At 41.1% G+C, this 19,197-nt stretch carries 17 protein-coding genes and 1 pseudogene; 14 read left to right on the forward strand and 4 right to left on the reverse strand.

Annotated elements, in window-relative coordinates:
* Positions 1 to 13 precede the first annotated feature (13 nt).
* Positions 14 to 2,005, reverse strand: a complete 1,992-nt coding sequence (locus JOC78_RS01735) for a DUF3880 domain-containing protein (protein WP_204552411.1) — start codon at positions 2,003 to 2,005, stop codon at positions 14 to 16.
* Between the two features lie 197 nt (positions 2,006 to 2,202).
* Here JOC78_RS01735 and JOC78_RS01740 point away from each other — a divergent pair, with 197 nt between their 5' ends.
* The gene (locus JOC78_RS01740; RefSeq protein WP_204552413.1) at positions 2,203 to 2,814 is read left to right on the forward strand and encodes a polysaccharide deacetylase family protein; all 612 of its coding nucleotides are present in this window, start codon (positions 2,203 to 2,205) and stop codon (positions 2,812 to 2,814) included.
* 121 nt (positions 2,815 to 2,935) lie between these two features.
* Positions 2,936 to 3,772, forward strand: coding sequence for a YitT family protein (locus JOC78_RS01745; protein ID WP_204552415.1), 837 nt, complete (start codon positions 2,936 to 2,938; stop codon positions 3,770 to 3,772).
* Positions 3,773 to 4,217: 445 nt separating this feature from the next.
* On the opposite strand, the gene JOC78_RS01750 is transcribed toward JOC78_RS01745, so the two are convergent.
* On the reverse strand, positions 4,218 to 4,643 hold the full coding sequence (locus JOC78_RS01750; protein ID WP_204552417.1) for a PH domain-containing protein: 426 nt from the start codon (positions 4,641 to 4,643) through the stop codon (positions 4,218 to 4,220).
* Between the two features lie 156 nt (positions 4,644 to 4,799).
* Here JOC78_RS01750 and JOC78_RS01755 point away from each other — a divergent pair, with 156 nt between their 5' ends.
* The 7 genes and pseudogenes from JOC78_RS01755 (at position 4,800) to JOC78_RS01780 (ending at position 11,980) form a co-directional block, all read left to right on the forward strand.
* Entirely contained in the window at positions 4,800 to 5,357 is a 558-nt protein-coding gene (locus JOC78_RS01755; protein ID WP_204552419.1) for a kinase, read from the forward strand.
* 155 nt (positions 5,358 to 5,512) lie between these two features.
* A complete protein-coding gene (locus tag JOC78_RS01760; protein ID WP_204552421.1) occupies positions 5,513 to 6,169 on the forward strand; it encodes a PIG-L family deacetylase in 657 nt (218 codons plus the stop codon).
* Positions 6,166 to 7,458, forward strand: a pseudogene (locus JOC78_RS01765) (glycosyltransferase family 4 protein); the annotation flags it as partial. The gene JOC78_RS01760 and the pseudogene JOC78_RS01765, both read left to right, overlap by 4 nt.
* Before the next feature lie 234 nt (positions 7,459 to 7,692).
* The gene (locus JOC78_RS17405) at positions 7,693 to 8,640 is read left to right on the forward strand and encodes a carboxylate--amine ligase (RefSeq protein ID WP_338023160.1); all 948 of its coding nucleotides are present in this window, start codon (positions 7,693 to 7,695) and stop codon (positions 8,638 to 8,640) included.
* A gap of 2 nt (positions 8,641 to 8,642) precedes the next feature.
* The gene (locus JOC78_RS01770) at positions 8,643 to 9,707 is read left to right on the forward strand and encodes a phosphotransferase (RefSeq protein WP_239586928.1); all 1,065 of its coding nucleotides are present in this window, start codon (positions 8,643 to 8,645) and stop codon (positions 9,705 to 9,707) included.
* Positions 9,708 to 9,793: 86 nt separating this feature from the next.
* Positions 9,794 to 11,041 (forward strand): glycosyltransferase family 4 protein, encoded by a 1,248-nt coding sequence (locus JOC78_RS01775; RefSeq protein WP_204552914.1) that lies wholly within the window; start codon positions 9,794 to 9,796, stop codon positions 11,039 to 11,041.
* Positions 11,042 to 11,062: 21 nt separating this feature from the next.
* Positions 11,063 to 11,980 carry an NAD-dependent epimerase/dehydratase family protein gene (locus JOC78_RS01780; protein WP_204552425.1) on the forward strand — a complete coding sequence of 306 codons (918 nt, stop codon included), beginning with the start codon at positions 11,063 to 11,065 and terminating at the stop codon, positions 11,978 to 11,980.
* Between the two features lie 146 nt (positions 11,981 to 12,126).
* On the opposite strand, the gene JOC78_RS01785 is transcribed toward JOC78_RS01780, so the two are convergent.
* Entirely contained in the window at positions 12,127 to 13,092 is a 966-nt protein-coding gene (locus JOC78_RS01785) for an SH3 domain-containing protein (protein WP_204552427.1), read from the reverse strand.
* Positions 13,093 to 13,277: 185 nt separating this feature from the next.
* Between JOC78_RS01785 and corA the strand changes: the two genes are divergently transcribed.
* The 5 genes from corA (at position 13,278) to qoxD (ending at position 18,875) form a co-directional block, all read left to right on the forward strand.
* The gene (corA, locus tag JOC78_RS01790; protein ID WP_204552429.1) at positions 13,278 to 14,234 is read left to right on the forward strand and encodes a magnesium/cobalt transporter CorA; all 957 of its coding nucleotides are present in this window, start codon (positions 13,278 to 13,280) and stop codon (positions 14,232 to 14,234) included.
* 821 nt (positions 14,235 to 15,055) lie between these two features.
* The gene (gene qoxA, locus JOC78_RS01795; protein ID WP_204552431.1) at positions 15,056 to 15,997 is read left to right on the forward strand and encodes a cytochrome aa3 quinol oxidase subunit II; all 942 of its coding nucleotides are present in this window, start codon (positions 15,056 to 15,058) and stop codon (positions 15,995 to 15,997) included.
* A 48-nt stretch (positions 15,998 to 16,045) separates the two neighbouring features.
* Positions 16,046 to 17,986: a cytochrome aa3 quinol oxidase subunit I gene (gene qoxB, locus JOC78_RS01800; protein WP_204552433.1), complete on the forward strand. Its 1,941-nt coding sequence runs from the start codon at positions 16,046 to 16,048 to the stop codon at positions 17,984 to 17,986.
* Positions 17,986 to 18,582 carry a cytochrome aa3 quinol oxidase subunit III gene (gene qoxC / locus JOC78_RS01805; protein WP_204552435.1) on the forward strand — a complete coding sequence of 199 codons (597 nt, stop codon included), beginning with the start codon at positions 17,986 to 17,988 and terminating at the stop codon, positions 18,580 to 18,582. The genes qoxB and qoxC overlap by 1 nt, the downstream gene beginning before the upstream one ends.
* A 5-nt stretch (positions 18,583 to 18,587) precedes the next feature.
* The gene (gene qoxD, locus JOC78_RS01810) at positions 18,588 to 18,875 is read left to right on the forward strand and encodes a cytochrome aa3 quinol oxidase subunit IV (RefSeq protein ID WP_204552916.1); all 288 of its coding nucleotides are present in this window, start codon (positions 18,588 to 18,590) and stop codon (positions 18,873 to 18,875) included.
* A gap of 56 nt (positions 18,876 to 18,931) precedes the next feature.
* On the opposite strand, the gene JOC78_RS01815 is transcribed toward qoxD, so the two are convergent.
* Positions 18,932 to 19,156 (reverse strand): hypothetical protein, encoded by a 225-nt coding sequence (locus tag JOC78_RS01815; protein ID WP_204552437.1) that lies wholly within the window; start codon positions 19,154 to 19,156, stop codon positions 18,932 to 18,934.
* Positions 19,157 to 19,197: the final 41 nt, after the last annotated feature.

The raw sequence follows: 19,197 nt of genomic DNA on the forward strand, positions 1-19,197 counted from the left end.
TTTCTCCTTACCTTTAAGGGAATTCATTAAGAAGTTCGCTTACCTTTACTAATCGATATCCCTGACGTTTCAATTCAGAAATGATTTTGTCAGATGCTGCTGCCGTTGGTTTCCCGTTTAAATGAAACAAGACAATATCTCCTGGCTGGATTTTGTTCACCACAGACTGAACAATCGTTTCTGCAGGAGGCTCCTGCCAATCCAATGTATCGATACTCCAATTAACAGTAAACGGGAATCCCGCTCGGCCAATCGCTTGTAATGCCTTTTTATCCCAATGACCAAACGGAGGACGGAAAATAGGGCTGCCTTTCGTCCCTAATATTCTATTAAACGTTCGGCTCGTTTTATTTAGTTCCTTAATAATATTCACCGTCGATATCTTCGTAAGATCTGGGTGAGAATAGGTGTGGTTAGCCAATTCATGTCCGTCTGAAATCATGCGCTTAGCTAATTCTGGATACCGTTCTACCCATTCTCCTGTTAAAAAGACTGTTGTTTGAACCTGATGATCGCTGAGGACATCTAATATGCCTGCTGTTTCTTCCGCACTCGCCCCCGCATCATACGTTAGAGCGACCATTTTTTCATTCGTCTCTCCTTTCGTAATTAATACAGAGGTATCTGATACGCTTTCTGCCGCTCCTTTATCTAGCTTTAATAGCTGACCAGCATAAATATAATCAGAGGATAATTGATTGTCTTGTTTTAGCTTTTCTACAGAAACACCAAACTGATCCGCAATCAAACTCAACGTTTCCCCGTAACAAATGGTGTAATAACTGAACTGAGAACCCGGCGCTTCTTTGTCTTTTTCTGCTACTCTCTTTACCTTTAACGGATAACCAGCTTGAATAATGTCCGAATCTAACCCATTCCATTTTTTAATCGTTTGGACGGATAGACCAAATTGCGCCGCTACACTCGATAATGTCTCACCGTTCCGAATGCGGTAACATTCGAATTCTCCGACGTTGAATGTTTTTTCTGCAGGTGCTTTTATGGTATACGCATTTCGTCTGCCATCAAATATTCCTGCATCATATAACACATCAATCATATATTCCGCTCTTCTTTTATAGGAATGCTTCCTCACAGCTTTCATCCCATGCTTTCTGACTTTCTCCCTTTTTTCTTTAGATGACAGGTATTCATTTATTAGGGCAATCGTTTCCTCTGGGGAGGAGGATGTAAGCAAATGTTTCCCAGGTGTAAACAAACGATTGACTTCAGGTGTATCATCCGTCAGCAGTACACCACCTGATCCAAGAATTTCATAGGTGCGCTGCGTGAGCTGGGTAGGCAGGTTCTGCAAGCCGATAATAATGGGTGAAGAATGGTAAACTCTTTTCGCTTCTGTATAGTCAATGTATCCGCGAATCCATTCTTTCGGAACATCCACTCCTAAAATTGACCCCATTTCCTCCCAGCTTCTCCCGTAGAAATCAATAGGGATGTTTTGTTCAATTAATGGTGTGATTAATGTACGTAATGACTGGTACCTGAAGTGCTCCGGAAAAAAGCCCAGTTTATTCGGATAACCATTCGCGACGATAGCAACCGGAGCAGCGTTAGGCAAGGATGGCTCCGCTGGCGCATGGACACTAGAATGATAACCAAAGTCTAAATGAGCGGCAGGAATGCCATGTTCTTCGTAGTACTGCACGCGCTCACGGCAAATCGTAAAGACAAAGTCCGGCCTCGTCCTTTCAATGTAGGGCATTGAAAAAATTTCTGTGGAAGTGGGGTCTTCCGTTGCCCAAAACACATGGGGGATATTCCATTTCTTGCTTGTTTCATATATTAATGTTTGTTTATCTATTGATGAATTTTCCGGTCCCCACCCCAGCGTGATCAATAAATGCGGCTGAAAGGAAGAGATTAGGCGATCCAGCTTTTCTTTCTCAATTGGTCCTGAAATCTCGACACTGTATCCAGCATCCCGAAATCCATTAGGCAAGCCATGGATCCACATCGGATGGCTTTCTAAAAACAGCACTCTCATCAAATTCCACTCCTAAAACACTTTGATAGTAAGCATGAATGTACTCTATAACTTATGAAAATAAAAATCTTTACGTTCCATAATTAGGGACCTGCTCATAAAAATGGGTAGACACCGAGAGTCAGGTGAATAAGTTGTACAAACCATTGAGCGGGTAGTTTCATACGTTATCAGTAAAGACCCGAAAGGAAGATAAGATGGAAAACAAACACCTGCTGATTCCTGATTATCATGGAAATCAAACTGTTTCTAAGATCGCTTTTATGGTGAATGTATCTTGGGGGAATGAATTTATTCCAGAGCTTTTATCTCTATTAAAAACATACAATGTGCATCTTACTTTTTTTCTTGAAGGAAGATGGGTTCATTCCTTCCCTGAGCTGGCACGATCGATTCATACAGCCGGACATGAAATTGCCAATCATGCCTACTCTCATTACGACATGACTTTGATCTCAGAAGATTTGATAAGAGAAGAAATTTTGAAAACAAATGAAGCAATATCTGATATTCTCGGCGTTACTCCCCGCTTGTTTTCCCCACCCTATGGACATTATGATCAGCGGATGATGAAAGTGGCAGTGAGCGAGAATATGCAAACCATTTTATGGTCACTAGATACGATCGACTGGAAGATTAAACAGCCCGACGTTATTATTCAATCGATTACCTCAAGAGTGACAAACGGTTCAATCATACTCATGCACCCCACTCAGCCATCACTCTCTGCTCTCCCTGCGATTTTAAATGATGCTTCTGGCAAAGGGTTAACCGTGACGACAATCAGCGATTTATTAAGTCACCTGTAAAAGCCACATGAAATTTTTACAATTTGAGATAGCGCCCTACCTGTCTCATCAGTTAGAATTAGAATCAGGCTGCCGACTGGCGCCTGCTTTTATTTTTTTATGACGATTGGAGTGAACTTATATGAATAGTACGCTAAAGGAAATGACACTGATCATTATAGGATCCCTTTTCTTTGCTCTTGGCATTAACTTATTCGCCATTCCTAATGAACTGGGAGAAGGCGGCGTCACTGGGATTTCAATGATTCTTTATTATGTACTCGACTGGTCACCAGGCCTGACCAACTTTGTGATGAACGGCATCCTGTTAGCTGTCGGATATAAACTATTAAGCAAGCGCGTTACATGGTATACATTTTTTGCTATCTTTTTTACATCTGTCTTTATCAAATTCACTGAAGGCATGGGTACTCCCCTTCATGATCCGTTGCTCGGCACGATCTTTGCCGGTGTTTTTATTGGAATCGGCCTTGGCCTCGTATTGCGCTCAGGAGGAACGACAGGCGGCTCTACGATTCTAGCAAGAATGGCTAATCAGTACTTAGGCTGGAGCATCAGCGTGGCGATGATCTCATTTGATATGCTAGTGGTTCTCGCATCGTATTTTGTCATCGGTGCCGAAAATACCATGTATACAGCAATCTCTATTTATATCAGCACAAAGATTTTGGATTACATTATTGAAGGCTTTGATACCCGAAAAGCCGTTACGATTATCTCTCAAGAAGCCAATGACATTGCCGAGAAAGTAGCCGCAGAGATGGACCGCGGCGTTACAGTGATTAAAGCACACGGTCATTACTCAAAAGAGTCCAAGGAAATTCTTTATATTGTTATTAACAAGCAGGAGCTGTTTCAACTAAAGAAAATGATCCAGTCCATCGATGATAAAGCATTTGTTGTGGTGCATGATGTCAGGGATGTGTTTGGTGAAGGGTTTACTTTTCCGAAAACGTAAGATGGGGAAATTTAATGGCCGCTGCACTGGCAAGGTGAACCCAATATCAATTAAAAACGGCCAAACCCCTTGGAAATGTAAGGGGTTTGGCCGTTTTATTAGCTAAATTAAAGTTAGATGCTGGGATCATAAGAGCAGATTGTGTGAAGCTGCTGTGAAACGTTGGAAAAAAGCTGCTGATCATCAACTATTCTTATGAAAACGATTCAATAGTAAGGAATTTAAGATAAAACAAGCGAAAACAACCACTTTTAAGAATGAGCTAATTTGTGTTTTTTCATGCTATCGGCGCTTACTGGAGTTCTATCGGCGGTAATGGACATTCTATCGGCGGCTTTTGTGATTCTAACGGCGGCATCTGACGTCCTATCGGCGGTTCCACTATTTTACAGAAAAACCCTCACGAAAAGCGAAGTATTTCTTCAGTAACCAGCCTTCCAAACTTCTAAAGTTTCTCCACCTTCACATGAGGACACTTAGCCGAAAGAATCTTCATAAACTCCTCTCTGTCCTCAGGTGAAATAAGAACCGTTTGAAAATCTCCATACACAATCTCCAGCCTCTTTAACGACAGTGCGGGACTTGATAATGGATTCATCGTTTTCTTTACTGACTTGATCGATTCTAACGGTATCTTTTTCTTGAATGGGCCAAACTTAACAACCAAATGATGTTCATCTAGAATATAACATGTCGTCAGCCACATCCATATGATAAACAACGGGAGTATGATCGACACCAGTAAGACAAAGAACATATCAGCACTGAAAGGTTCTTCAATCAAAGTATACATACCGTTCCCAATCGAAAAAAACATCGCTCCCCACACGATCAATGTGAGCCACCAGTCTTGCTTTGACTTAAATTTCATCCCTCTCCCCTCCAATCATTTTCCGCTCTCTTCTTTCTTACATATTTTAACACAATCTCTCGCTTTCCACTCTATCTAAGACTAACGCAGTGTCAAATATCGGACAGCCTTCATACAATACAGGGAAAGTGATTCTGACGCAAAAAGGAGGGGAAAATGGAACATTCATTTAAAGGCATGAAAAGAGTAACCAAAAGAGCATTAGCCCGCTATCCCATGATTGGCTCGGGAAAAGACGGAGAGATCTACCGTATTTCAAATGATAAGTGCGTCAAATATTTCTTTAAAGAAGAAACCAAGCAAAAAGAATTAGCAGCCCTGCAAGTAGGCCAAGCATCTTCAATCATTCCCCGTTTATATGAACATGGAGATAATTATATTGTCATGGAATTTATCATGGGACAATCTCTGGCACAGCACATGAAGCATACTGGTTCGATTGATACTGAGCTGACAAAAAAGATCCTGTTTGTAAGAGACGAATTTATTCGTTTAGGATTTACTAGATGGGATACAGAAGTCCGGCATATCTTAATCAGCGAACAGGGTCACCTGAAGGTCATTGATCATAAACGGGCCTTCACTTCAGATGCCACAGTCCCAACGAAGCTGTTTAAAGGAATGGATAAGTTTGGCATGCTAGCAGCATTCTTAGAAAATGTACGCCGTCTAAGACCCGAATTATACGAGGAATGGAAGGACTGGATTGATTAGTCCTTAGTTCCGCTGCTGGGACAAGCAAAAATCTTGAATCTACTATTTTCAAGGAAATTTTTCACAAACAGACAATAGCTTTGTGCTATTGTCTGTTTCTTATGCTCAGTCCTTTCATATGATGAATTAATAGCCAGCGGAATGGAGTGAATAGAGTGAAGGAAACTGTTTTGGTCATAGCTGCTCATCCTGACGACGAGCTTCTAGGTTCTGCAGGTACGTTAAAAAGACTTGTTGACCAAGGGAGCCGAGTCGTATCGATCATCACCGCTAATGGCCGAAAGGAAGAAAGTCACCATATCCAGAAATTAGCAAGAAAAGCCAATCAAGTCATTGGCATTAAAGAAGTCATTTTTTTGGAACACCCTAATCTTGAATTAGAGATGATTCCTCTTCACGTCTTGACGAAGGAGATTGAGAATTTAATTAATGTGTACAAACCTTCTAAGATCTTTACCCACCATTATGGTGATGTGAACCGAGATCATCAAATCACTTTTCAAGCTGTATTAACAGCTGCACGACCGTTGCCAAATAAACAGCCTATCGAACTTCTTACATTTGAAACTTTATCTTCTAGCGAATGGAATATTCAAACAAATGACAAATCATTTAAACCCAATTTCTTTGTAGATATCACATCTGTTATTGATCAAAAAATTGAATCTCTCAAACATTACGATGTGGAAATGAGAGACTTCCCGCACCCACGTTCTTATGATGGCATTCGTCATTTAGCCCATGTAAGAGGCATGACAGTCGGCGTTCATTATGCGGAAGCATTTGAACTCATTAGGAGTGTATGGAAATGAAGGACCAAACATTCCCCTACCCTTATGTCATCGATGCTTTAGATCGGTATTACGGAGTTAACTCTTCAAATCAGCAAGCAGCTAGAAAAAAGGACCATTTATTCACAGTCAAAAAACAAGACAAATTCCCAACTAAAAAACTATCGATTTTAATAGCGACCTTTTGGGATTATCCTCATATAGGCGGGCTGTCCAATTACATCACGACACTAAAAGAGGGGCTACAGGCATTGGGCCATGAAGTAGATATCATATCACCCAATCAGTTTTCAAAACTACAAAGAGAGCGATTACGGAGAAAAATTGTCCCTCAATTAAAAACACTGTTTAAAGAACGCTACGGTTCATTTACTAATATGATTTTGTTAAGCTCTCGCCTGCTTTATGTTTATGAACAAATGCTTAACACCCTCGATTTAGAAAAGTACGATATCTTTCATGCACAGGATATTTTCACAGCAAACATTTTAGGAAGAGCAAATGAAAAATTCGGCAAGCCGCTCCTGTTTACGCCGCATGGGATGTTTACCTATAACCGTCTGAAATTTAACCGTATTGATAAGGGTTCGCCAGAAGAATTCTATTACACAGCCATTGAAAGAAAAGCGATTCAATACGCCTCTCATACCATCATTTTAAGTGATTCATTTCGAGAGCCGCTGAACTCTTTTGGAGCAAAGTCTAAAGATATGACGACCATTCACACAGGAATTGATTTTCATGTGACTCCAAATCGGACTAGTTATCGAAAAAAAATCGTTATTTCATGCATTGCCAGACTGGGGCCTCGAAAAGGGCATTCAGATTTACTTAAAGCCTTGTCTCAAATTAGCCAATGGACAGAAGACGTGGAAGTTCAGATTGTTGGAGATGGTGAAATGCGAGAACAGCTGGAAGCGGAAGCAGCCGCTCTGCAATTAACAAATGTGCGCTTTTTAGGTAAGAGAAAAGATATTGCCAGCATTCTTAGCCGGACAGATATTTTTGTCTTAGCCACCATTAATGACAGCCTTCCGATCTCCATTCTTGAAGCCATGCACGCGGGTACAGCCATCGTCACGACGAACTGTGGAGGAATTACCGAAATCGTTCATCATCAAGAAACAGGTCTCATCATAGAGCCTGGAGATCATCGTCAGCTCGCTAAAGAGTTAAGGAAATTAATCGTAAACAAACAGCTTCGAGACACATTAGGCACTCAAGCCTTGCAATATGCCAAACAGCACCTGACACGGGAAGCAATGACGGCAAAAATCGAAGAAATTTATCACCATTTTTTTCAATACGAGCGCAGGCACCATAAGCATCCTGCTATTGTCCTAGACTTAAGCGCCAATGGTGTTGGGCTGATTCATACGTTAGCCAGACGCGGAATTGAAGTGCATGCCTTTGATACAGAAAAAGCATACGCCATCGGAAGATCACGCCTCGCTTCATGTGGCATTTGCCCAAGTCCGCTCACACAAGAAAAGCAGCTGCTTGACTTTTTAATTGAAACAGCCGAACAATTCCAGGAAAAGCCTGTGCTGTATGCAGGGGCGGATGATTATGTCGTATTCATCTCTAAGTTCCGGGAAGAACTGGCTAAACATTATTTATTCCTATGCCCTGACCACTCACTAATTGAAAATGTATTAGATAAAAAGAAAACGTATGAACTCTTAACGAAATATCGGATCCCGACACCGAAAACCTTCTTTGTTGAAACCGTCACACAGTTGAACCACGCCATTACTCAGCTTGAATTTCCTTGCATCTTAAAACCTGTGGCCGGTCATGAGTATCGAAAACATATCAACACGAAAGCCATCTATATTCATGACGTCATCCAGCTGAAAAGAGAATTTCCGCTTTATCGTCAATATGGCGAACTGATTATTCAAGAAATCATCCCTGGAGATAATCAATGCTTCTATAAAGTCGCTACTTTGTTTGATGATCAAATGAAACTCTTGGCTTTATTCACCCTGCAAAAAAACCACCAGTTTCCTGCCCAATTTGGAACAGGAGCCCACATCGTCAGCCGCCCGGTACCTGAACTTGCTGAATACGGAAAAACGCTATTGAAAGAACTTAAGCTTAAAGGTGTCGGAATGATTGAATATAAGAAAGATCCACGGGACGGTCTCTATAAAGTGATTGAAATTAACCCGCGATTTTGGCTCACTCACAGTTTAACAGGTCACGCAGGAGTCGACTTTGCTTATCAGTATTATTTAACAGTCACGAATCAGCACCCTGCCCCGCTGCTTGAGCAAAAAGACAATATTCAATGGATTTATCTTGTCCGCTATTTCCTTACTTTCCTCGAAAAAAGAAAACGCGGCGAGATGACATTTAAGGATTTCCTAACTGGTTTTAAAGGCAAGAAAGTCTTTGCGTTATTCGCCCTAGACGATCCTATGCCTTTTATCAGAAGTACAGCTTCTCACCTATGGAACGCCTGGAAGAAAAAACGAAAGGAGTCGTAGCTTTGTATTCACAGCGCGAATTAGTTTCTAAGCTTCAGGAGCAGCAAATTGAACAAAAGCTTTCGGCCGCACTACACAAGAAGGCAGTCATCGATTATCAATCAATCCGAGAATTGAAGTCTACTCAGCGAAGCAGTATCTATCAGATTCTGCTTCAGCTCGATTCAGATGAATTGCCAGTAATCTTTAAAATTTATCACTCGAAAAAATATAAGAATGAGATAGAAGTAAACATCTACAGCGAGGCCTCTCTTTTCTTACAGGAGTTCCTTCCCGAGATCTACCTTATCGAAAAGCACGGAAAGGAAACATGGGTTTTCATGGAGTTCGTCCGGCAAATCCGCGGTCAGCTCACCTTTACACCGAAACATTTCGATTCCATCATCCCAACGATTGCTAAACTTCATGCGCATACATTTGAAGAGAACTTTCACCAGCATCAGAAAACCTTTTCCCCGTGGCTGCCCCTCTATCAGTCTCAAGACATGAAAGCAAGCCGCGAAAAGTTTATCGCGAATACTATTCAATTTTTAGATCAGTCTCAAGGGAAAGAGTCATTGAGTAAAGTCATTCAACCACACTTTCAGTCATTAAAGCATATATATGAAAATGAAGGACCGGATTTCTTTCCTGAACTTTTAGAATGCGGATCATGCATCACTCATGGAGATCTTCATTTGCAAAATATTTGTTCGCACAACACCGCAAAGGCTGGACCGTGGGATATTCAGCTGATTGACTGGGAATCAGCCAAGTTCTCACCGCCATGGTTTGATATGGTCGTATTAGTGGAGCTTTTAATTGGGTTTCGCTTGGATTGGCAGCGTCATGCGGAAGAGATTCGCACTCGGACCGTCCAGTTGTACACAAACGAAATTAAGAAATATGGCATTCACTTTCAAACAAAACCGATGCAGCTTTATAAAATGGCCTATTTGCAGCGAACCCTCGAAAAAGGATTGCACACTCAGCTGAGACGTATTTTTGACAACCGCGGCGGAGAACTGCTTTCCTATCATTTAGAAAAGGTCTCCACTTGGGGAAGTGAACTAGGAATCTATAAGTAAATAAATTGAAAGGATGAGATGGTTTGAGCAAAGAACAGACAGATCATGTGCCTCCGCATATCATCCCTCCCTCCCTTTTAGCTGTAATGGATCGTTACTTCAACATAAACGAGTCCAATCAGATCTCTAACCATTTACAATCCTTCGGCAAAAAGGTAAAAAATCATCATGCAAAGCCTATGAAAATCTTATATGTCACATTTTTCGAGTACCCTCATACCGGAGGGCTATCCAATTACATTACTTCTCTTAAAAATGGATGCCAGCGGCTTGGCCATCAAGCAGACGTACTTGCACCAAACCAGATGTCTCAAGCATTTAAAGAACAGCTCGTTCCTGCAGCAGCAGAAATCCGCAAGTTTATGAACGACCGCTACGGCCTTGTAAATGAAAAAATCATCAAAAACCTAAGTTACCTGTATGTATTCGAATTGTTTTTGAAAGAAAAGCACCTAGAAGATTATGATCTCATTCATGCCCAGGACTTATTTGCCTTATTCGTGCTCGCCCGTCTGAATCAAACCTATCAAAAGCCATTGCTGTTTACGCCGCACGGTTTTTTTACGAAAAGCCGTTTAACATTTAATAAAATTCAAAAAAACTCGCTCGAGGAGGCCTATTTCACTGAAATTGAGAAACGCGGCATTGAAGCTTGTGACGAATTGATCTTAATCGCAGACTCTTTCCGCCCTTCACTCATGGAACTAGGCGCAAGACAAGAAAAAATGACAACGGTTCATACCGGCATCGATTATCAGCCGTTTCCTAAACAAATAAACCAAGACAAAATCATTCTTAGCTGCATTTCCCGCCTCTCCCCTCGCAAGGGACACGATATTCTATTTCAAGCATTAGCCCGTATTCCTGAGGTGCTTGCGAATGTGGAAGTATGGATTGTCGGTGACGGGGTGATGAAAGAAACACTTATTCAGCAGGCTCGGGATCTCAAGCTGGATAATGTGGTGTTTTTCGGCAAACGCGATGATATCGCTAACATTCTCTCTCACTCAGATATTTATGTTCTCGCCACAGTCAACGACAATTTCCCTCTCTCCGTCATGGAAGCCATGTTTTCACATCAAGCTGTGATTACAACGACTTGCGGCGGTATTCCAGAAATGATTCAGCATGAACAAACAGGAATTCTATGTGAACCGGGCAACATTGAACAGCTGGCTCAATCCATCAAGCGGCTCGTTCTTCATAAAGATGACCGTGAAACATTGGCTAAAGCAGCGGCAGCCTATGCACATAAGCATTTATCCAGCCAAGTAATGGCCGCTAAAGTTGAAGAAGTTTATAAACAATACAGAAAGGAGACTCTCAATGAGTAAGAAAAGCATTCTTGTTCACCAATGAAAGTATTAGTCACAGGCGGAGCCGGTTTTATCGGTTCACATGTGGTGAATGCGCTGGTTTTACAGGGGCATACTCCGATTGTACTTGATGACTTCTCTGGCGGACGCACCTCTAATATTCCTAAAGAGGTAAGAATTTACCCTGCTGATTTATTATCAAAAAAGACTGAAAAGATAATAAAAAAAGAGCAGCCGGACATGGTCATTCATTTAGCAGCGCAAGTCAGTGTAGCCAAGTCACTGGAGGACCCGGCAGAAGATGCAGCGATCAATGTGCTGGGAACGATTAAATTGCTAGGCTATTGCCTGAAATATAATGTTAAAAAGTTTATTTTCTCTTCTTCAAGTGCTGTTTATGGGCATGCAGAAGGTGAAGCTTCAGAGGATTTCCCGGCAAGTCCACTATCATTTTATGGCACATCAAAATCTGTGTCAGAATCATATATTCGTCTTTACCATGAACTGTTCGGTCTTCCCTATACGATCTTAAGATATGCAAATGTTTATGGGCCTAGACAAAGGTCTGACGGTGAAGGCGGCGTGATTAACATTTTCATAGAGAAATTACTGAATGGAGAACAGCCCTGCATTTATGGAGATGGAACACAGACAAGAGATTTTGTCTATGTAGAGGACGTGGCGCAGGCAAATGTAGCTGCCATGGTATATGGAGACAATCAGACGATCAATATCGGAACAAATACACAAACTTCTATTAATGAACTCCTCACTCACCTGTCTGTCCTTCTCGATTCTTCTAAGCCCCCACTCTACTTGCCAAAAAGAGACGGAGATATTCTGCATAGCCAGCTAACAAATCTTAAAGCAAAACAGCTTCTTCACTGGGAACCAGCAGTCGATTTGCCTGCAGGTTTAACTAAAACGATTGAGTCTTTCCTAAAAGAGCGAGAGTAAAAAGTTCGCTGAATGAAAAGAATTCGACGTGTGCGAAGACAAACGCTCTGCGGATGGCAAGAAACATGACTTGATTGAAAAGAAATCTAGATAAGTGAAAACAAAAATAAGGGCGCCCTCCGTAACTTTAGGCGCCCTCTTCGTATTTACTTAATTTTCGTCCATGTAATGCCATGAGTTTTAAAAGCAAAGTCATCTGCTTTTATTTCTACATAGAAAGTTCCTGATGGCACATCATTGACAATGATATCCTCAATCTCTCCCGTAACGGCTGTTGAGCGTTCCCAATATCCATCTCCAACGCCTCGATAAAATCCAGGGCGAATATCAACACCGATTAAATACGTACCATCTTTAAAAGTGGACTTCAGAGTATGGTTATGGTTTCTCTGATCAAATTTTTGGAACGATCCGCCTTCGAACATAAATGCCTTGTCTGTCGATTTAACTTCTACATATGCGGGACCGCTTGGAATATCATTGGCAAGAATGTCCTCCAATGATCCGCTCAAGCTGCTTTGGCGCTCCCAATAATCAACGCCGCCAGAAGAATAATAGAGACCTGGCTGGATCTGCTTGCCGACAATATACTGTCCCGGCTTATAGCTAGGCATTACCGCTGGCACAACCTTTAAATAAGCAGCTGGCACATAAGCTGGCTGACCGTTGTGACGAATCTCAGCCCAGCCGCCTGGTTTTACGGCATGAATGTAAGTGACTGCCCCTCTCTTGAATGATCCGACTGAAACAGATTTCGGACTCGGATATTTGCGTATTAATAGAGTAGAAGATTGAACGGTTGCTTTCTGAATCGTTTTGGAATCAGATGCAGGAGCCATCAGTTTTAAAAATCCCGCCGGCACATATCCTCTCTTCCCATCTAGCCGAATTTCTGCCCAGCCCCCTGGCTGTGTAGAATGAATATAAACAAGCTGGTTGCGCATCACTTGGCCTAAGGCTTTCGCTTTTGGACTAGGGTACTCCCGGACAATCAATGAAGAAGCATTCACTGTGGCTTTAGGAAGTGAAGAAGCGGCAGAAGTAATGGAAGAAGCAGGATGCCATAAAGCAAATAATAATAAAACAGTAACCAAAGCTTTTCTCTTAAACATGTATGAACCTCCTTTATTTTACAAAATCTACTATAAATAGTAATGAATAAATTTTCACCCGTCAATGGAAATTATCAGACTATCAACCTGTTAGGATTACTTTTTATAGCTGTACAGTTGAATGATTTGTATTCACCTCATCTAACGTGCTAATCTACATACACATATAACGGAAGGTGATTGACATGATTAGAACACTAGCTGTCACTGCTTCAATGGAACGAATCGAATCCGTACCGCTTGAGAGACTAAAGGAGCCAGATATTAAATGGTACTGGGTGGACTTTCACTCCCCTACACCAGAGGAATCTGATTTATTGCATACCTTTTTCAACTTTCATCCATTAGCGATTGAGGATTGTCTCGACTTTTTACAGCGGCCTAAGATGGATTACTATGATGATTACAACTTTCTCGTATTGAATAGTTTAAACCCGAAAACCCTGTCGCCGAAGGAACTTGATATTTTTTGGGGAGACCGGTTTCTTGTCACCTTTCATCATGAACACTCTCAAGAAACGGACGTGGTATGGAAAAGATTGACCAGCTCTCCTTCTCCAGTAAGCCAAATGCCTGTACAAGTTCTTCATTTGCTTCTCGACAAAGTCGTCGATCAATATTTCCCGAGCATTTATCAAATTGAAGATGATCTGACAAAAACCGAAGCTGAAGCTGAAGATATGATGAATCATGATACAAGTGAATTGTTTCAAATCAGGAAAGACTTGCTTAAGCTCAGAAGAATCGTTTTTCCGATGCGTGATCTGCTTTATCGGATGCTCAATTCAGAACGGATTCATATTCCTAAAAAGACGAAAGCCTATTTCAAAGATATTTACGATCATTTATTAAAACTGGCAGAAAGTATTGAGTCGAATCGTGAACTCACCTCAGATATTAGGGACAGTTTTATTTCTTTAAATTCCAACCGGATGAACAATGTCATGATGATTCTGACAGTAATCACCACTATTTTCATGCCTCTGACATTCATTGCAGGCATTTATGGCATGAACTTTGAACACATGCCTGAACTATCATGGAAGTACAGCTATTTTGTTGTGCTTGGCCTAATGGGATGTATTGGTATTGGCATGTTTGTGTGGTTTAAATCCAAAGGCTGGTTTAAGAATAATGGATAGAAAGCTGGTTCATTATCTATGTATACAGATCGACTTTTATAGAGAAGCAGCCAAAATAGTCTAGTAATAAAAATAATTCAAATTTGATGAGCCTTTTATATTTTGATGGGAAATAAATATGAATGCGCAAGAACACATGATAAAAAACTTCTTATAAAGGAAGATACAATGAAATATTTATATTGGCTCATAATGTTAACTTGGTATTTTACCATGTCATTTTTAGCCACAACCTACTGGAAAGAATTCGGGTGGTGGTTTTTAGTCATTTGTGCAATCGTATTGATTTTAGGTGATACTTTGATAAGAAAATTATGTAAAAAGTAACAAATAGCTTATAAATAAACATTATAAAAAACGCTTGGTATTTAACCAAAGCGTTTTTTATTCGGCTGCGAACCTGTTAATTTCTCCTCATTATTTCGAATTGCTTCCCATGCCTTCTTTATATCTCTAATCATCCTATTAACGAGTGTATTATTATTTTTAAATAATTAAATCCCCTCTTATTTATCTCTATCAATTCTCCCAAAAAATGTAACTATCCTCGTAAGTTTAGAAGATACGCTAATCTAATACACACTTACATTTTTTACAATTATCTATAAATTTCCCAATGATTAACTTACAAAATGAACCTTTTGTGACATTCGGTGTTTTTATTTGAATTTTAATTTTAACGAGACTAATATATAAACAAATATTAGTTAGCGAGAAGGTGTATAGTCTCTTTCCTCTGCTAACCATTATTGTGAAATATTTAACAATGTAGGAAATGCGTTGATTTCACAACATTCCCATTGAAAAGAAAGGGGTACATTATGAAGATCAAATGGGTGTTTTTATCAATAATTTTCACTATTACCACAGTACTTACAGGTTGTGAAAATTCCCTGATGATTTTGGATCCTAAAGGTCCTCAAGCAAAAACGCTGTCAGACACGATTATCCTATCCATTCTCGTGATGGCTGGCATTTTGTTCGTCGTTTATGTGTTATATGCTTATATGCTCGTTAAATACCGGGCATCAAAAATGGGAGACGATTATGAGCCTCCTCATGATGAAGGCAGCAAATGGCTCGAAATCACTTGGACCATTATTCCTGTCATTATCGTCATCTTCTTATCTGTCGTTACCGTTCGTACGACAAGTGAAGTGGAGAATACGCCAAAAGGATATGCCAATCAAGAGCCTCTTGTCATTTATGCTTCTTCTTCCAACTGGAAATGGCATTTCAGCTATCCTGAGGAAGGAATTGAGACGGTCAATTACGTCAACCTTCCAACTGACCGCCCAGTAGAGTTCCGTCTTTACTCATACGGACCAATTACAAGCTTCTGGATTCCTCAGCTAGCCGGACAAAAATATGCGATGAGTGACATGGTCACAAAAATCAATTTGGCGGCAGAAACGCCGGGATCTTACATGGGCAGAAACTCTAACTTCAGCGGTGAAGGCTATGCTCACATGGAATTTGAGGCGCAAGCTATGCCGCAAGCTGAGTATGATGAATGGGTGAAAGATGTAAAACAAACTGCTCCTAAATTAACAGAAAAAGATTTTAATAAATTATTAGAGACTCATCATGTCGGACGCAAAACGTACACGTCCACTCATTTAGAATTCAGCCCTGCACCTGAGGGTGAAAATGGCGGCCATCACCATGGCGGAGGTTCTAAAGAACATGAGAAACATGAAGATGATAAAGAAACAGCTCCATCTTCCGATCATGACCATATCCATCACCACGATGCTGAATAATAACTTACGAATGTATCAGACTTTACAAAACGAAAGGAGTCACAACCTATGAAATGGGACGAATTTTTCGTTACCGGTGAACCGATGATTTATGCGGCTATGGTTAGTATCGTCGTTGTATCAATTGCGATTGTCGCCGGGCTCACCTATTTAAAAAAGTGGGGTTACCTTTGGCGCGAATGGCTGACAACTGTTGACCATAAGCGCATAGGTGTTATGTATATTTTAGCTGCCCTCGTTATGCTGTTCCGCGGAGGCGTGGATGCTTTACTAATGCGGGCACAGACAGCTGTTCCTGAGAATGGAATACTAGACGGCCAGCACTATAATGAAATCTTTACAACTCACGGAGTCATTATGATTCTGTTTATGGCGATGCCATTTATTATTGGATTGATGAACGTCGTGATTCCGCTTCAAATCGGAGCACGGGATGTAGCCTTCCCTCGCTTGAATGCAGTCAGCTTTTGGCTGTTCTTCGCAGGGGCCATGCTATTTAACATCTCATTTGTTATTGGAGGATCTCCGGACGCTGGGTGGTCTGCGTACTTCCCGCTTGCAAGTATAGAGTTCAGTCCAACTGTCGGGAATAACTATTATTCTCTTTCTTTACAGATTGCCGGGTTAGGTACACTTATGACCGGGATTAACTTCTTGGTGACGATTCTTAAAATGCGTGCACCAGGCATGACGTTAATGAAAATGCCAATGTTTACTTGGTCGGTATTAATTACGAACGTCATTATTGTATTCGCTTTTCCAGTTTTAACAGTAGCCCTTGCTTTAATGATGCTTGACCGCCAATTCGGCACACAGTTCTTTACGATGCAAAACGGCGGAATGGACATGCTTTGGGCGAACTTGTTCTGGGTTTGGGGACATCCTGAAGTATATATTGTTATTTTGCCAGCATTTGGTATCTACAGTGAAATCATTTCTGCGTTTGCGCGCAAAAATCTATATGGCTATAAATCGATGGTTGTCAGTATGGTTGCGATCTCCCTGCTTTCTTTCGTTGTCTGGGTGCATCACTTCTATACAATGGGTCACGGAGTCATGGTTAACAGCGTCTTCTCCATTACGACGATGGCAATCGCGATTCCAACCGGAGTCAAAATCTTTAACTGGCTGTTCACGCTGCATAAAGGAAAAATCAGTTTTACCACTCCGATGCTTTATTCACTTGCCTTTATTCCGATCTTTACAATCGGCGGCGTAACCGGGGTTATGCTGGCGATGGCAAGTGCCGATTATCAATATCACAACACGATGTTCTTAGTGGCGCATTTCCACTATGTATTGATTCCGGGTACGGTATTCGCCGTCATTGCCGGATTCCATTTCTGGTTCCCGAAAGTATTCGGTTTCCGTTTAAATGAACGTCTTGGAAAAATTGCTTTTTGGTTTATTACAGTCAGCTTTAACGTTACGTTCTTCCCTCTATTCATACTTGGATTAAATGGAATGACACGAAGAATGTACACGTACTCTGAAAGCACTGGCTACGGTGCGTTAAATATGCTTTCAATGGTCGGAGCGATTGGTTTAACGATCGGCTTTATCGTTCTTGTGTACAACATTTACTGGAGCATCCGTTACAGTCCGCGTGATACAGACGGCGATCCATGGGATGCACGCTCACTTGAATGGAGCACGCATAGCCCGGTTCCTGTTTATAATTTCGCGAAAGTGCCGACTGTTGATTCATTAGATGCACACTGGTTCGCGAAGAAAAACAATAAGCCGCTTTCAGAAGGTCCATATGAACCGATTCATATGCCTAGCAATAATGGCCAGCCGTTCATTATGGGTGTCGCCTTCTTCTTCTGGGGATTCTTTATGGTCTTCAGCTGGTGGATTCCGGCCATCATTGCTAGTGTAGCAATATTTGCGACAATGGCTTATCGAACATTTGAACGTGATCACGGGTACTACATTCCTGTGGAAGAAATTGAACAGACGGAAAAAGCATTGCGAGGTGACAAATAATGAAAATTGACCACTCAGTGCCTTTGGAATACAGCACAGAAGAAAATAAACTGAAAATACTAGGGTTCTGGATCTTTTTAGGGGCGGAAATCGCCCTATTCTCCACCCTTTTCGCTGTCTATTTTACATTGGAAAATCGCTTTGCCAGCGGACCAAACGGACAGGAAATCTTCCAGCTACCGCCGGTTATGCTTGAAACGATTTTGCTGTTAAGCAGCAGCTTTACCATTGGACTAGCGATTCATGCCATGCGCCTTGGCTATAAGAAAGCCATGATGACCTTCTTTTCCATTACATTGCTTTTAGGACTTGGATTTTTAGGCGTCGAGATCTTTGAATTTGTCACATATGTGCATGAAGGTGCAACGATGCAGACAAGCGCGTTCTTATCAGCCCTATTTACATTGCTTGGAACGCACGGGGCTCACGTCACATTTGGACTATTCTGGGGAACGGCCATTTTATTGCAGATTAAGAAACAGGGATTTGTTCCTGAAACAGCTAATAAATCCTTTATCTTTTCTCTTTATTGGCATTTCCTTGATGTCGTTTGGATCTTTATTTTCAGCTTCGTTTATTTGAAAGGAATGATGTAAGAATGATGAAACAACTATTCCCTGTTGGTCATGTGATGGGATTCATCTTCTCACTGGTCCTTTCACTTGTCGCACTAGCTGTTGTGTTTTTCGACCTCTCTTACAAAGCAGGCATGGCACTCTTATTAGTGACTGCCATTGCACAGGCCTGCGTTCAGCTATTGCTGTTTATGCACATGGGAGAATCATCTGACCGCAAAACATTGTATTTAAACATTCTGTATGCCTTGTTTGTTGGTGTCGTAACCATTGTGGGGACACTGTTCGCAATGGTATGGGGATACAATTATTAAACGTTATACCAAAGAAACCCCAAAGCGAGTCATGTCGCTTTGGGGTTTTTCAATTGTTATTCTATTCGATGCCTCTTGATACTTAATCCTTCAATTAACACGAAAAACAAGCCAATGCCAAAAATCCACATCGAAATCACAAGAATCGTTGCTCCTGTAACCGCTAACAAATAACTGTCTATTAATAATACGCTCATAAGAAAAAGTAAGATACCAAGTGTACAGCCGATGCCCGAAAAGAACTTAATAAATGTAAGAATATTTTGTTGTTCTTTACTCATATTTACCATCCCCTTCTATCTTTATTTTACCCTTAGACACA

The organism is Bacillus ectoiniformans, assembly GCF_016908875.1.
Lineage (GTDB): Bacteria > Bacillota > Bacilli > Bacillales > Domibacillaceae > Bacillus_BX > Bacillus_BX ectoiniformans.